We start from the raw sequence: 14,093 nt of genomic DNA on the forward strand, positions 1-14,093 counted from the left end.
TGTCAAGACCGTCGAAGAGGGTGTCAGGGGGTAGGCCGGTCACGACTGCGGCAGCCAGCGCGGGTGATCCCCGCGGTCGGTCGGGGGCGGGGAAACAAGTCGCGCAGTTTGTCCAGTGGAACGCGCCGGTCGCTCACGCCGCGCCGGAGCCTGTACAAGTCGGGCGGAGCGGGTTAACTGAGGGCGGGAAGGCCAAATGGGCGCGGTGGTGTGCGAGGCTCCGAAGTACAAGGCGTGCGTGTGTGGCTTCCACGATGCGGCGGAGCCGGGCGGCACGAGACAGAACCTCAGGCAGCCTTGGTCGGGGCACTCGATGGCAGGCCCGCACTCGGTTTGGACCTTGACCAGCTGGGCGACGACCTCACGATGGGCCTCTCCGGCGCCGCTGATGAGCATGTCGAACAGATCACCGCCCAGGGGCATGCGTACTTCAATCAGTCCTCCATGCCTTCGGTGACGCCCCGGAGGCCCGGGGCGGGCAGGGCAGGCGGGGCCGGGATCGCGGGCGCTCACGGTGACACCGGGCCCGGGGCTACAAGGGCGCGTACGGTCTTGCCGTTCATGCTCTGCGGGAGGAACCAGGACAGGTGCCCTCCCATGCGGCTGATCTCCCACAGTCCCTGGCCCCGCTCGCCGAGAACGGCATCAGCAAAATTGGGGAAGCTGGGGTTGGAGTCGCTGACTTCGATCAGGAGCTGGCCCTTCTCGGTGACGGCAAGACGCAGCCGGATGGGGGCGGGCTGCCCGTCATAACGGCCACCATAGGCAACCGCGTTGCGAACAAGCCGGTCGGTAATCGCGATCGCGGCGTGGTTGCGGCCCCTCCAGCCGAGCACGGTCAGGCAGGTGCGCGCATGGACGCGGGCGACCCTGGAGGCGCTGCCGGTTGGTGCCAGATCGAGTTGCCATTCCTGCGCGATGGGCAGCACGCAGACCGTGTTGCAGGAGGTCGCACCGCCGGAAGTGTCGTACGGCGCGGTGGCCGGCGGCCCTGGCGTCGCGGGGCCGGCCGGGGTGTCGTGCGACACCACCTCGGTGGGCTTCATGACGTGCGTCCTTCGGTCAAGGACAGCGAGCACCAGACGCTCCCGTCCTCGGCGACTCCCCAGGCATCAGCGAGCGCATCGACAAGGAACAGACCCCGGCCGCATTCGTCGAACGCCGATGCCTGCCCGAGGGTACGGACACCGGCATCGGCGGTTCCGCCACGGACCTCGATCCGTACCGTCCGGGTGGTGTGGATCATGCGAAGCTCAATCGAGTCGGTGAGCCCGTACCGGAGTGCGTTCGTCACCAGTTCGGTGATCAGGAGAGCGGCAGCATCCGCCAGCCGCCACAGACCCCACCGATGCAGATAAGAGCATGCTGTGAGCCGCATCTGCCCCGGCCACCGGGCATCGCGGTCCGTCAGCACAGCCTGCCCCGGCCGGGTTGTGCGGGCCATGCTCGCGGCCATGGCAGCAATGGCTGTGTCGGGGGCGCCAGCGGAGAATTCGGCCGGCGCTGCTGGCGTCGCGGTTCTCGGTTGCACGGCTTCCACTCCCAATCCGGGTGTGTCGGTCCGCTGCCTCAGCGGTGACTGCGGGTCACACTGCGCCTTCCATGGATGGCCTTGCCATGACTTTCGGGTAGCTCTTTGAGCCACTTCTGAGCGACAGGCATGGCTTCGGGGTAGCTTCTGAATGCCCTCTGCCCAGCACCAGTTGCGCTGCCGAGCGCACTTGGGTTCCTCTTACAGGGGGGCCTGCCGACGCTTGGCTGACGATGACACGCTACGAACTGGTGGTGCAGTGAGCGAGCCGAGGACACTACTCAAGGCGCTGATCGATCAGCGTAAATGGACCTGGGCAGTCTTCGAGCGCGAGTTCGCAAGAGCCGCGGCACGGGTCATCGGTGCCGGGTTCCGCACCCCCACAGTCGGTGAGACGCAGTACCGCCGGTGGACGAGCGGGACGCTCAAGGGCTTGCCGAGCGCCGATGCGTGCCGGGTGCTTGAGGACATGTTCCGGGTGGAGGCGTCCGCGCTGTTCGGGCCTCCGCCCCAGCCGTCAGAGCCAGCTGTTGCACAGTTCGATCTGGAAGCCGAGATCGCAATGACCGCACGTGAAGCCCAGGACGACGCTGGCGCCACCGCTGCGTCGTCTCTGTCAGACCTGACCATCGACCAGTTACGCGATGACGTGTATGAACTGGCCAGGACCTATAGCCACGAATCACCGGTCGAGATCTGGCGGCAGGCCAAGATCCTGCGCGACCAGGCGGAGAGGCATCGCGACCGCACCGCTGTGCCGGCCCAGCAGCAAGCCCTGCTCATCATTGCGGGCCAAGCCGCTGCACTCCTGTCCACGGCCGCCTTCGACCTTGGGTCTTTCGACGGCGCAAGGCGGCTGGCCCGGGTATCCGCGCTCTACGGCGAAACCGCCCGGTACGAGCCGCTGCAGGCTTACGCGACGGGCAACCTGGCGTACATCGCCTACTACTCTGGAGAGCAGTCCCAGGCTCCGGTCCATGCTCGGCGGGCACTCGCCTACGCCGGGCTCGGAAACACCGCCGTGCGGCGCCTGCACGCGATCGAGGCACGAGCATACGGGCACCTCGGCGACAAGCCGTCCGCCCAGCGTGCCCTGGCCCTGTCTCAGGACACCGGCGTCGACGGGCAGGACGAGTTGCACGACACCGTCGGCGGGGAGTTCGGATTCACCGACGAACGACTGGCTATGTCGACCGCCTCAACCGCCCTCCTCCTGGGCGACGGGCGCACCGCCGAGTCGGCGGCGATGCGCGCGCTGGAGCTGATGGCCGCCCGGCCTCCCCGGCACCGGTCCTCCGAGGTGTTCGGGAAGGCCGCCGCAGATCTGGCGATGGCCCGGTTGTTGTCCAACGATCTCGACGGAGCAGCCGAGGCCATTGAGACGATGCTGTCGACCCTCGGCACGCACCGGGGAACCGGGTTGGTTGCCAGGGCGCTGACGCTGCGGCAGGCCCTCACACGCAAGCACTTGCGGAGCGCGCCGCTCACTACCGATCTTGGAGAGCGCCTGGAGGATTTCACCCGCTTCCACAGCCACAGGCAGGTGCATTCCCCATGCAGCGCGCCCGCCCTGGACGCCTGATTCAGAGGGAGGCGAGAACCGCCGCTTCCTTCGCCGGATCGATTCCGTGCTCGGCCCACCGAGGGTGAGGCACGGGACGGCCCTCGCTCCGCAGCCAAGCCCACGTATCAGCGATCGTCTCAGCCACAGGGCGGCACCGCAGTCCCGCGGCCGTGGCCCTGCTCGCATCCACCGCCCACACCCCCTCATGAGTGCGCCACAAAGGGATCTCCGTCCACTGCTTAACACCGTTGGCAGAGAGAGTCTCTGGCCCCACCCACACCGGATCCCCTGCAGCACCTGTCACGGTCAGGCAGGTCTCCAGGAACCTCGTGAAGGTGATGCCCTCAGGGTGCGCGACGTTGAAGCTCCCGGGCAGGACACCCTGCGCCTGGTCGAGGGCGAAGGTGGCCACATCACGAACGTCGACAGGCTGAATGACCCGAGAACCCGGCGCCGGGGCCAAGATCCGGCCCCCTCTCTCAGCACGGTTCAGCCACCATGGCAGGCGCCCCACGTACTCTCCAGGGCCGAGGATGACACCAGGGCGCAAGAACACCGCACGGCCAGCGAACGCCCTGTCGACCGCCCGTTCTCCGCCCGCCTTCTGGAAGCCGTAGACCGTGGGACTTCCTCCCTCGCCGGTATAGCCATAGGTGCTGTCCGCGTCAGCGGGGCACTCCAGCAGCGCGGAGCTCTCGGAAAGGGGATGGTGGGGCCAGTCCTGGTAAACGGACACAGTCGATACGTGTACCCACCGGGACACCACGTCCTTGAGTGCCGAGGTGGCCAGCAGGACATCTCGGGGAGCAAGATCGGAACTCGATGTATCGATGACCGCATCCCACGGTCCTTTCGTGGCAAGCCCGCGAAGATCATCAACCGCTGTCCGGTCCCCGCGCTGCGCCTGAACGCCGGGCACGTCAGTTCCGGAACGGCCTCGGGTGAATGTGCTCACCTCCCAGCCTCGCTTCATCGCATCCTCGGCGATGCGCCTGCCGAGAAACCAGGTGCCGCCCATCACTAGAAGTCTCATAGGCGGATCCTGCCGTACGCGCAGGGCGGCCACGCCACCGGTAGGAGAACCCGTCGAGGAGGGCTCGGACGCCGGCGGGCGGGCTCAGCGGGACAGCGGCGGAACTCTTCTCCACGCCGCCGCACCGGTAATTTCAGTGGGTGGCGCTGGGCTGCGGGTCCAAGTCGAGGTCGAGGCGGGGGTGGCGGCGGGGCGCGCGGATGAGGTTCTCGGCGATCTTGTCGGTGTCCAGGCCCCGGCGCGCGGTCTCGGCCTTGGCCTTGGGGGTCCGCAGCAGCCGCCGGACCCTCTCCTCGTACGAGAGGGGGTTCTCGCCGCCCTCCCCCTGCGGGATCTCGTCCGTCATCCTGCTCCCCCGTGCTCTCGGGCCGTCCTGGCGAAGTCGCTGCGCGGGCCGGTTACCGCTCGACCCGCACTAGGCCCTCGCCCCGTCGACGCCCTGCCCAGCCACCGTGGCCCATTCGATGACCGGCCTCGACGCCGCAGCCACCAGTCCGGTGGCCGACACCGCACGATGCGCCCAGCCCACCGGCGCCAGCTCGTCCGCGGCACGTGTCGACCGGCATGGTGCCGGCTCCGTGTCACACGACACCCAGTGCCGTATTCCACTATGCCGCCCGGCACATCCTACTGAGGTTCGGTCACCGAGGGGCCGAACTCCGCCCTGCCACGGGAGCAGGATTCGCAGCAGCTACAACTCGCGCGGCATGACGCCAGTCCGGCAGTTCGGGTGAGCGGTCTTCGGCTACCCACCGGAGCCGGTCACGACGTTCGCTGTCGGAAAGCCAGGCGCGAAGACCGTCCGCCCAGTCGGCAACAGAACCTGGCGGAAGGAGAAGGCCGGGGCGGCGCTCGCCTCGTGTCTTCCCCCATGACCTCTGGGATCCCATCCACGTCCAATGACGACGGGAATCGATCGGGAGAGAGCCTCCCGGACGACAAACCCGGAACGCTCCGGCCGAGATGCTTGATCGTGCCGCCCTGTCTCGGACGCCTGATGACCCTTCTCTATTTTTCGGGATTGAAAAATATGTCACGGCGGGCTATTTTAGGATCCTGGAAAATAGCCGTCGGAAGGTGCAGCGGTGACTGACGTACGACTGGAACAGCTGGCGGGGGGGCACCGGATCGCGGTGCGCACCCCGTACAACGCTGAGTTCATCTCCCAGGCCAAGGACCTGGACGGCGTATGGGGCTTGCCCGACGCGCCCGCGCGCAGTTGGGTATTCGACATCCGGGACGAGGAGCGCGTGCGGGGCCTGTTGCGTAAGGTTTTCGGCACTGACGGCAGCCTCGAAGCAGCCATTGACGTGGTGACCGTCCGGGTGCGGCTCACCGACCACATGGTCGCGCGCAACCGGGCCGAGTTCGCCGGCCGGAAAATCGCCGTTCGCCCGTCCCGCGACGAGCCAGTGCAGCTCGGCAAGGGCGTCGTACTCATCGAAGGCACACTCGCCGACGGGGGCGGCAGCGTCAGGTACCCCGAGATCAACGCGGGCGGCGACGTGGTCCTGGAGATCCGGGACATTCCGCGCGGGGCACTGGAGACCGAAGAAGCAGACTTCTACCAGATCGTCCCCGACGAACGGCCGGTGGGCCTGGAGGCGCTGCGCGCCGAGCGCGCGCGGCTGCTAGCCCGGGTTGCCGACATCGAGGCTCTATTGGAGGGCCAGAAATGAAGACACTGCCCGCCGCCCTGTTCGTGGAGGGCATCAACGACCACACCCCGGTGAAGCCCCTGCGCACCGCGCTCGCCCGAGTCGCAACCTGGCCCACCGAAAGTGGCCGTACCCACGCGGACCTGACCCTCTACCCCGTACACCAGGACCGGGCCAGCGCCTCGCGCTGGTATGAGGTGTGGTGGACCCACCGCACAGTCGTCGCGGCCCACGAGAGTCCCTGGGACGAGACCGAGGCGCACCCCGAGGTCAGCACCGTGCGTATCGAGCAGGCTGCCGTTCTGCCTGCCCCGCCCGTGGTCCCCCTCGACCAGCGTCTTGCCGCGATCCCGCCCGTGGATATCACCCGCTTCACCGAGGCCGAGCTGAGGCTCCTGGGTGGTGAGGACAAGGCCCGCACGTTCTTGGAGCGCCGTCAGAAGGTCGCCGTCGCCAACGACTCGACGGTCGATACCTACGACTGGGCCGCCTACGTCGTCTCGGTCATCGAGCACCTCGACGTCCCTGCCCGCTCCCTGACCGCTGGCCAGCGTGCCGCCGCGGCCCTGGCTCGCTACCTCGACGCCCAGCGCGCCGAGCGCGCCGCCCGGGCTTCCGTTCTCGGCATGACCGCCAACGCCATCCAGGCCAACGACCTGATCCCGTTGGATCACCTGCGCCAAACGGCGCCGCTGCTCGATCCGACGCTGGTCACGGAACCTACGGTCGCCGAGGCCATCGCCCACACCGCACAGACCCCGCAGACCGCAGGCCGACGCGGACGCCCGTCCATTGGCCCCGCCATCAACGTCTCCTACCCGGCCGACCTCCTCAGCCGGATTGACGCCATGGCCTGTCAGGCCGGCCTGCAGCGCGCCCCCTGGCTCCGCCAGGCTGCTGCCGCCGAAGTCGCCCGCGCCGAGAGGCGCGCCGCCGGTCTGCCCGACTAGTGCTCTGACCGGAAACGATCACCGGGGTGTCCTGCTGGCGTTGTCCACGAGAAAGGGTTCTGGCTCAACTTCTGTGAAACCGCATCCTGGCCTGCCCAGTAGTGCACCCAATCGCTGCTGTGACCTGCGGTTTCACTCGGAAGTACGGACAGCGCCCGCGCGGATCCAAGAAGTTGAGCCAAAACCCGAGAACGGACAGCGCATGTGATCGCATGGTGACATAGTGCGATGGGTGACCGCTACAGCGAACCGCTTGGACTTGCCCGCCCGTCGACGCCGCCACGCGCGGCTGATCGCCGCCCTGACCGAACTGATCGGGGCCGCCGCGGAAGCGGCGGGCGCGGTGTACCGGCCGATCGCCGCCGCCCCGCCAGGTCAAGAGGCCGTCGAGGTGAGCGTCTTGCCGTGCGTCCAGGTCAGCCTCGCCGCTGGCGCCCTGCTGGACCAGGCTCGTACCGAGGACTATGCCCGGTGGCCAGCCGCAGTGGCCTGGGAGCGGACGCAGGCCCAGCGGACGTACGCGGCACGATGCGCCGTGGCCCAGGCCGAAAAGTATGCGGCGCCGGCCGCCCCGCTCGGCGATCAGCCGCGCGTGCCGTTGCCGACGGCGGAGCAGACCGCAGCAATGGACCTTGTGAGCGCCGGTACCGAGGTTGCCACCCGCTGGCGGGCCGATCCGGAGGAGGCGGTCACCCTGGTGCACGAACTGGCCGCCAGTGGCGAGCTCGCCGTAGACGAGATCCTCGACGAGGCACTCGACACTGCGGTGGTGGCCGGTCTGCTGGTACTGCTGGAGGCGCGCACTGCCAAGGACCCAAGCACGGCGGCCGAGCGCTGCCTGGGCGCCCTTCCCTACATCACGCTCGCGATCTCTCTGGCCTCAGCCGACCTGGACTGATCGAGTTCAACGCTCCCCAGCGCTGCCCGATCTCGGGTTCTGGCTCAACTTCTGTGAAACCGCATCCTGGCCTGCCCAGCAGTGCACCCAATCGCTGCTGTGACCTGCGGTTTCACTCGGAAGTACGGACAGCGCCCGCGCGGATCACAGAAGTTGAGCCAGAACCCGTTCTCGTGAATAAAGCCATCCTGCGATGATCGGTGAATGAGTGAGCGTGAGTGGCAGGCGTTGACCAAGTCCGAGGAAGCGTTCATGGTCAATTCGTATGAGATCGATATCCTGGCTGGTGTTTGGGGCGACCTCGACGATGCCGATCAGTCCCGGCCTGTGAACGAGCTGGCAGCGATCTTGCTCACTCTCATCGATCGTGGATGGATCGAGGTTCGTAGAGTCGCCCCGTGGACGTCGCCGTCAGGGGAGAAGGGCCTCCAGCCTGGGGAGCTGGTGCCTCGCGGTCAGCTTCCCGCGGTCCTCGAAGATGCGGCCAACTGGGAGTACCCGGATGACGGCAACTGGATCGGTGCGGTGACCCTTGTGGAGACCGAAGCGGGCAAGAAGATCACCCGTCGTTCTCCCGAGGAGATGGCCGGGTAGACCGCCGTGACGGGCCCGTCAGACCGCTGCCGCCTGTGGTCGGCCGCCCCACCGCATTCCCCTCTCACTGCGGACACGTGCGCGTTCGCGCCGTTGGGCGGCCAGGACGTCGGGATGGCGGGCGTTGTGGTTGCGCCAGCGCAGGTATCGCTGCAGCGCCCGTGTCTGCACGGTGTGGTTGGGGTGGTGGGAGTTGGCCAGGGTGAACTGTCGTAGCGGCCCGAAGTGGGCCTCGATCGGGTTGGCCCAGGACGCGTAGGTCGGGGTGAAGCACAGTTCGACCCGGTTCTTCTTCGCCCAGCACCGGATCGTCTGGCCCTTGTGGGCGGACAGGTTGTCCAGGATGACGTAGATCGGGGCGCCGTTCGGGCGGGCCGCGCGGACTGACCTGAGGGCGGCCAGTGTGTTCGCGGCGCCCTTCTTGCGGCGGTTGACGCCCCAGAGCGTGTCGTCGCCGATCGAGTAGCAGCCATGGAAGTACCTGACGCCGTGAGTGCGGTGGTAGGTCGCGGGGTGCCGTTCGGGCCGGCTCTGCTCGGCCCAGCACGACCCGGCGGTGGGCCGGATGCTGAGCGGGCCGAACTCGTCGAACGCGAACACTCGGTCCGTGAAGTGCTCCAGCACGTGCTCGATCCGGTCGAGCTTGGCGTCCCGCTCCGGGTCGGGCGACTCCTTCCAGGTCTTGGTGCGCTGGAAGGTGACGCCACGACGGGCGAGCAGGCACCGTAACGCCTCACGGCCGATCCTGATCACGCGGCCGTGAACCTTCCGCAGGTAGGCGGCGAGTTTGCGGATGGACCAGCGAGTGAAGGGCTGGCCGCGTTTGGTCGGGCGGGTGGTGGCCGTCTGGATGACGAAATCCTCGTCATCAGGATTGAGCAGGCGGGGACGGCCTCCCGCCCATCGAGGGTCCAGACAGGCCAGACCAATCTCGTTGAACCGGTGGATCACGTCCCGGACGGTGTCCTCATCTGCCTGCACCAACTGGGCGATCACCGGGACCCGGTTCCCGCCGGCCGAGGCCAGCAGCATCATCGCCCGCCGATAGCGCACCGAACTGGTGCTGCCCCGGCGCACGATCTGCTGCAGCTTCTGCCCTTCCTGGTCAGTCAACCTGCGCACACGGACAGGCTCAGCCACCACACCCCCAGCGAACGGACGCACGTCGTGGGACATCCAACCGCCATGACCACCAACCCGGCGAACCTTCCCGGTCAGAGCACTAGCCGGCGCCTACCTGGAGACCAACCCGCTCGTGCCGGCCGCCGACGTCATCGCCTGCGCCCGGGTTGCGCTGCTACAGCTGATGACCAGTTTGTACGGGGTCAAGCAGCACTACCTGGGGCCCGGCCTCCTCCAGGAGGACCTGGACCAGTTCGGGCTCCTGCGGCACGCCGCGGCTCAGCGACTGCTGGCAAGCCTCGGCGAGGTCGAGAGCACCCTTGCACGAGCAGCACATCACCGCTGACGGCCCTATCTGGGGAGTCTGGCGAGGGCCAGGGCGCGGCGTGGCGGCTTGCGATGGTCGGGGCGGTGGAAAGCTGCTGCGGCTGCGCACTTCGCTTCTGCCGCCGGACAAGAGGGGCTCATCCGTGACTCGGTCCCTTCCGGCGATCCCCGCCCAGGGCTTCGCTGCTCTCGGCGTTCAGCTGCCCGCGCTCGCCGCGGTCCGCGTGGCGCTGACCGGCGGGCGTGGCGGGAAGTATCACGTCCCTCCCTCCGATCTACGCCGTTACTAGGCCGCTTTGGCCGTTGGCCGGGACCGGCGCTGGAAGGTCGCCGCAGGTAGGCTTCGATCGCCCATGGGCGTAGTTGTACGACAACGGCCCGCCTCCCCCCGCATATGCCGTGGGGGGAGGCGGGCCGTATGCCGTAAGTGAGATCAGACGTTGAAGCGTCCGTTTGCGACATTGCCGATGAACTCGGCAAACGAAGCCGGATTGATCAGCAGCGCAGGGCCGTTGGGGTCCTTCGAGTCACGGACGGCGATGCCCTGGTGCGACTCAACGACGTTGGCGACCTCGACGCACTGGCCTTCCTGAGCGCCGCTGTACGACGACTTGCGCCAGGCGGCGCAAGGCAGGTCAGTGGCCATGAGGGTCTTGGGTGTCACTTGGACTGTCCTTCCAGATACGTGGTGATGAGATCCCGTGATTCGTCCACGGGAAGTGCGATTGCGGCAGCGAGCGCGAAGACGTTCTCCATGTAGGCGATTTCTTCAGGATCTTCGCTGTGGGTGCCGCCCATCGGGTTGTCGACGCTGACGACAGGTACCCACGGGTGCCCGAAATTCAGAGTCGTGGTTGCCCCGTTGGAGCCGTAGGCCGGGTGCGCGTTGAGCGGGATCACCTGAAGATCCACGTTCGGCTGGTTCGAGGCGTCGATCAGCTTGCGCAACTGGTCACGCATGATGCCGGGGCCCGCTTCGAAGTGCGCGTGAAATGCCGACTCAGGAACGAGCGCGTGCAGCTGGACCGGGTTGTCCTTCCGCGTCAGCACTTCCTGCCGCGAGAGCCTGATCGAGACCAGCATTTCAGCCCGTTCGGGGCTGACGGAGACCGGCATGCCACCAATGATTTCCCGTACGTAGCCGGGCGTCTGCAGCAGGCCGGGTACGACGACCGGATGGTGCGTGCTGATCTTCCTGGCCCGTGCTTCGAGCTGAACGAAGTCGACGAGCGGCTGACTTACACGGCTTTCGTAAGCCTTCCACCAGCCGTGGTCACCTCCTGCCGGCTCCTCAGCGACCTTTGCGACCTCGTTGATCCCCGCCGCGTCGTCGACGCCGAGCTTGGCGCAGAGGTCTCGTACCTCGTCGCCCGAAATCCGATACAGGCCGCGCTCGATGCGACTCAGTTTCGTGGTGTCCCAGCCCGGCATGAGCTTCGCGGCTTCGCCTGACCGCATTGGCTCACGCCACCGACGGATCTGGGCGCCAACGCGACGTCGCATGACGGTTGGTGTGGCGCGCTTGGGGGTCTTCGACGACGCGCGCTCACGAGTCGTCGACGCACGATTCTGAGTCATGGACGCAGTGTTGCACGACGGCGACTCATCTGACGATGCCGGACACGTGTTCGCTCTTTCAGGCAATTCTGCCATCGCTGTTGCGAGTTGACCGCCAAAAGGAGCAAGCTGAGTGCAGCGAAGAGCGCGACGGTACCTCCAGTCGCACTCCAGACATCACGCTGCGTTACATCTTGTTGTTTGAACGCGGTCGGGGTCCCAGGCCCGACCGGAATGGCCCGTCCGTGTCCCGTCAGGACGGAGCCACGCCCCCAACGACGGAGACCCTGCGATGCGAGCGCGAGCGTTACCAACCGAGCCCCGTCCTGTCAGGACGTGGATGGACCTCGACAACAAGCGCCAGAGGCAGTCGGCGCTCAGGCCGGCGGCGAATCGCGGCCTGTACCTGCAGCGGCTGCGGGTCGCCAACAACCGCCACTGGTGGGACACCCTGCCGGCCCCGGAGAGCCGTCGTCAGACGCGTTACGTCACATACGCGTTGAGATGCACGAACGGCAGTGCCGACGAGGACCTGAGCGCCCTCCGACGGTGCGTCGAGGACGCGGACGGCGCGGTCGGCTACTACGTGACTGACTCGTACGGAACCACCAACCCGAACGACAGGCCGGGCTGGCTTGAGGCGTGCCGCCTGCTACAGCTCGGCTTCGTCGACGGCATCGCGGTCATGAACCGAGACGTGATCAGCCCTTCGGACGACCACTACGAAGCCGTCGTCCAGTGGATCGGTGGAAGGCCCGCGCTGCTGATGCTCGTCCGCGCAGAGGGCAGCGACTCGCGCCTGTCTCCTGTCACGCCCACAATCCGGAAAGGCTTGTGACCACGTCTCGCGGGTTTTCACGCCCGCCCACCCGTAGCCCGCACCTCGCCCTGTCTGAGCCCAACGCTCTGGGCGCGCTAACCACGGCGCAGGCCAAGAACCCCGCTGGCAAGCGGTTCAGAAGAGGTGCTCGTGTTCAGCCAGGGCCAGGCCCACGTGCCCTGGCGGTTGTCGATTCCGAACTGTTGCGTAACGCGGTGGCGGTGGCGCTCTTCCGGGTCCCGCTGCTTGCCGTGCCCACGGGAGCAACCCGGCGGGGCGGGGCGGCCAGTTGCACACGGTGGAAGAGGTCTTCGCCCGTCAGACCGCGGCCGCGTTGGAAGGGCTTCCGGGCTTCGCCGAACTGTCACACAGCGGTCCGATCGTCGAATGGGGCGAGCAGCCTCCGGCGCATTACCGACCGTACGAGTGTCACCAGTTCTACGGCCTGGTGGATCCGGCCGGGGACATGGACAGCCCTTCGACACTGCCAGCTAGGCGAAGACGATACGGCACGGAGACGGGTCTCTGTCCTCCCCCAGCCGAGCAGGTATCCGGCCGTGTTCTAGCACCTCGCGAGTCCGCTCGAACCGTCGCCGCGACGCTCCCTTAACGCCGCGCGACGTCACATACCCGCCCTGGTGCCGTGCCGGCATCCCCCGCTACGGCGCGGCACCAGGGCGGCCCTACCAACCGGACGGTCACCACCGTCCCTATCGGAGAGCTGATGAGTCCCCATCTGAGCACTCGCCACCCTTGGCGGCTGCAATTCGGCGAGGCCCCGCTGCCTTTCATGCTCGCGCCGGAGCTCGATGTCGTGCGCGTGAGTATGGGCCTCGGTATGGCCGCACTCGACGAGATGATCGACTGCGGGAACCGGGTCGGACCGCTGTTGTGCTGCATCGCCCACCGAAGGCTGCTCATTCCGGTCTCCTCCGGCACCGCCCACGTGTGGAGGGCCGCGCACTCGGCGTGCGAGCCGGGGCCCTCGCTTCGGTGCTCGCCCGAGGGGCCGCCCCAGTCGCTGTGCCACAGCCGTTTCTGGGTGGCGCCACCTGAAGCGCTGGCCTATCCGACCACTGACGCAGTCGTACTGCACGGCAGCCTGAGTCTGATGCGTGCCCGGATGCGGGAGATGTGCCATGTCTGATTACTCCGCAGAAGTCACGATGCCCTCCAGCTGGCGTCACCGCGCTCACGCCGGCGACAGCGTGCCCCTTCCGCCCGCGTTCGTGGAGAGTGCTCTCACGGGCGTGGTGGTGGCTGGCGGCGGTCGCTCCGCGCGCCGCAGCTTGTCCAGGATGGGGGAGTTCCGCGGGGAACACGACGCCGCCCTCCGGGCCCTGGGCGGGAGCGAGACGCCGCGCTTCAGCCTCTGCATGAGGTCATCGCCGCCAACGGGAAGGGCCGGCAGTGCGTCCGCTGGGCAGCGGAGCAAGCTGAGCAGGGCACAGACCAACTTCACGCCGCTCGCTGCCCCGCCGCGCACCGGAAGCCCGTGCGCTGACGCCGTTGTCCTGTTGGACGAGGCGTGGAAGGCGGTGTTGCTGGCAGCCCCATCGGCCGCTACCTGCGCGACGCACACACATCTTTGCCTCCGCCGACACCTCGGACATTCAGCTGCTGCGGCTTGCCGAGGTCGCGCTCGGTCAGATCAAAGGCCAGTGGTCGCGGCGTCTCTCGGCCGTGCTTTCTCCCGGCCTAGCCCCACGGCCCTGACCTGATAGAGCCCGCAAATCCGCCGCCCTGGTCAAGTCGAGCTGTCCCCGGCCGGTGGTCTTCCAGCCTTCCAGGAGAAGCACGTGCCGCACCTCGCCCTTTCCGCAGCCACCCACAGGCCCCCCGCCGCTGACCGTGGTCCGGCGGGATCCCTGCCCCCCACCGCTCCGTACGCGCACGACCAGCCCACGCGCCCCAACCTCGCCGATGCCCTTGACCTCCAGGAGAGCGAAGTCCCCCACACCGCGGACGCGCTGCGGCATTTCTTCCCGGACGCCTGACCGCCGCCCCCGGCCCTGACCCTTACGACAGCTGTCTCCAAC

The 14,093-nt window shown here is 67.6% G+C and carries 17 protein-coding genes and 2 pseudogenes; 12 read left to right on the plus strand and 7 right to left on the minus strand.

What is annotated here, in order from left to right; translation table 11 throughout:
- Nucleotides 1–509: 509 nt before the first annotated feature.
- The gene (locus ACIQMX_RS36570) at nucleotides 510–1,046 is read right to left on the minus strand and encodes an ATP-binding protein (protein ID WP_402484569.1); all 537 of its coding nucleotides are present in this window, start codon (nucleotides 1,044–1,046) and stop codon (nucleotides 510–512) included.
- Entirely contained in the window at nucleotides 1,043–1,540 is a 498-nt protein-coding gene (locus ACIQMX_RS36575; protein ID WP_402484571.1) for an ATP-binding protein, read from the minus strand. The genes ACIQMX_RS36570 and ACIQMX_RS36575 overlap by 4 nt, the downstream gene beginning before the upstream one ends.
- Nucleotides 1,541–1,790: 250 nt before the next feature.
- On the opposite strand from ACIQMX_RS36575, the gene ACIQMX_RS36580 reads away from it, so the two are divergent.
- Entirely contained in the window at nucleotides 1,791–3,113 is a 1,323-nt protein-coding gene (locus ACIQMX_RS36580) for a DNA-binding protein (RefSeq protein WP_402484573.1), read from the plus strand.
- 1 nt (nucleotide 3,114) lies between these two features.
- On the opposite strand, the gene ACIQMX_RS36585 is transcribed toward ACIQMX_RS36580, so the two are convergent.
- Together ACIQMX_RS36585 and ACIQMX_RS36590 are read right to left on the minus strand one after the other, a co-directional pair.
- Nucleotides 3,115–4,128 (minus strand): NAD-dependent epimerase/dehydratase family protein, encoded by a 1,014-nt coding sequence (locus ACIQMX_RS36585; protein WP_402484575.1) that lies wholly within the window; start codon nucleotides 4,126–4,128, stop codon nucleotides 3,115–3,117.
- 133 nt (nucleotides 4,129–4,261) lie between these two features.
- Nucleotides 4,262–4,474 (minus strand): hypothetical protein, encoded by a 213-nt coding sequence (locus ACIQMX_RS36590; RefSeq protein ID WP_402484577.1) that lies wholly within the window; start codon nucleotides 4,472–4,474, stop codon nucleotides 4,262–4,264.
- 739 nt (nucleotides 4,475–5,213) lie between these two features.
- Between ACIQMX_RS36590 and ACIQMX_RS36595 the strand changes: the two genes are divergently transcribed.
- The 4 genes from ACIQMX_RS36595 (at nucleotide 5,214) to ACIQMX_RS36610 (ending at nucleotide 8,228) form a co-directional block, all read left to right on the plus strand.
- Nucleotides 5,214–5,807 (plus strand): hypothetical protein, encoded by a 594-nt coding sequence (locus ACIQMX_RS36595; protein ID WP_402484578.1) that lies wholly within the window; start codon nucleotides 5,214–5,216, stop codon nucleotides 5,805–5,807.
- Nucleotides 5,804–6,736, plus strand: coding sequence for a hypothetical protein (locus ACIQMX_RS36600; RefSeq protein ID WP_402484580.1), 933 nt, complete (start codon nucleotides 5,804–5,806; stop codon nucleotides 6,734–6,736). Before ACIQMX_RS36595 ends, ACIQMX_RS36600 begins: the two co-directional genes overlap by 4 nt.
- Nucleotides 6,737–6,989: 253 nt before the next feature.
- Nucleotides 6,990–7,634: a hypothetical protein gene (locus ACIQMX_RS36605; RefSeq protein WP_402484582.1), complete on the plus strand. Its 645-nt coding sequence runs from the start codon at nucleotides 6,990–6,992 to the stop codon at nucleotides 7,632–7,634.
- A 204-nt stretch (nucleotides 7,635–7,838) separates the two neighbouring features.
- Nucleotides 7,839–8,228 (plus strand): hypothetical protein, encoded by a 390-nt coding sequence (locus ACIQMX_RS36610; protein WP_402484584.1) that lies wholly within the window; start codon nucleotides 7,839–7,841, stop codon nucleotides 8,226–8,228.
- 18 nt (nucleotides 8,229–8,246) lie between these two features.
- On the opposite strand, the gene ACIQMX_RS36615 is transcribed toward ACIQMX_RS36610, so the two are convergent.
- Nucleotides 8,247–9,368 carry an IS630 family transposase gene (locus ACIQMX_RS36615; RefSeq protein WP_402484585.1) on the minus strand — a complete coding sequence of 374 codons (1,122 nt, stop codon included), beginning with the start codon at nucleotides 9,366–9,368 and terminating at the stop codon, nucleotides 8,247–8,249.
- Between the two features lie 166 nt (nucleotides 9,369–9,534).
- On the opposite strand from ACIQMX_RS36615, the gene ACIQMX_RS36620 reads away from it, so the two are divergent.
- A complete protein-coding gene (locus ACIQMX_RS36620) occupies nucleotides 9,535–9,696 on the plus strand; it encodes a hypothetical protein (protein WP_402484588.1) in 162 nt (53 codons plus the stop codon).
- Between the two features lie 414 nt (nucleotides 9,697–10,110).
- Here the strand turns inward: ACIQMX_RS36620 and ACIQMX_RS36625 are convergent, their stop codons facing one another.
- Entirely contained in the window at nucleotides 10,111–10,341 is a 231-nt protein-coding gene (locus ACIQMX_RS36625) for a DUF397 domain-containing protein (protein ID WP_402484590.1), read from the minus strand.
- Nucleotides 10,338–11,255: a helix-turn-helix domain-containing protein gene (locus ACIQMX_RS36630; RefSeq protein ID WP_402484593.1), complete on the minus strand. Its 918-nt coding sequence runs from the start codon at nucleotides 11,253–11,255 to the stop codon at nucleotides 10,338–10,340. Before ACIQMX_RS36630 ends, ACIQMX_RS36625 begins: the two co-directional genes overlap by 4 nt.
- Before the next feature lie 319 nt (nucleotides 11,256–11,574).
- On the opposite strand from ACIQMX_RS36630, the gene ACIQMX_RS36635 reads away from it, so the two are divergent.
- The 6 genes and pseudogenes from ACIQMX_RS36635 (at nucleotide 11,575) to ACIQMX_RS36660 (ending at nucleotide 14,051) form a co-directional block, all read left to right on the plus strand.
- The gene (locus ACIQMX_RS36635; protein ID WP_402484595.1) at nucleotides 11,575–12,072 is read left to right on the plus strand and encodes a hypothetical protein; all 498 of its coding nucleotides are present in this window, start codon (nucleotides 11,575–11,577) and stop codon (nucleotides 12,070–12,072) included.
- Nucleotides 12,069–12,314 (plus strand): annotated as a pseudogene (locus ACIQMX_RS36640) (hypothetical protein); the annotation flags it as partial. The gene ACIQMX_RS36635 and the pseudogene ACIQMX_RS36640, both read left to right, overlap by 4 nt.
- Nucleotides 12,315–12,343: 29 nt before the next feature.
- Entirely contained in the window at nucleotides 12,344–12,664 is a 321-nt protein-coding gene (locus ACIQMX_RS36645; RefSeq protein WP_402484597.1) for a hypothetical protein, read from the plus strand.
- Between the two features lie 114 nt (nucleotides 12,665–12,778).
- Entirely contained in the window at nucleotides 12,779–13,201 is a 423-nt protein-coding gene (locus tag ACIQMX_RS36650; protein WP_402484599.1) for a hypothetical protein, read from the plus strand.
- A 405-nt stretch (nucleotides 13,202–13,606) separates the two neighbouring features.
- Nucleotides 13,607–13,770: pseudogene (locus ACIQMX_RS36655) on the plus strand (acyl-CoA dehydrogenase); the annotation flags it as partial.
- Nucleotides 13,771–13,853: 83 nt separating this feature from the next.
- Entirely contained in the window at nucleotides 13,854–14,051 is a 198-nt protein-coding gene (locus ACIQMX_RS36660) for a hypothetical protein (RefSeq protein ID WP_402484601.1), read from the plus strand.
- The last annotated feature ends 42 nt before the right edge of the window (nucleotides 14,052–14,093 follow it).

This window comes from Streptomyces sp. NPDC091416 (genome assembly GCF_044756845.1).
Taxonomy (GTDB): domain Bacteria; phylum Actinomycetota; class Actinomycetes; order Streptomycetales; family Streptomycetaceae; genus Streptomyces.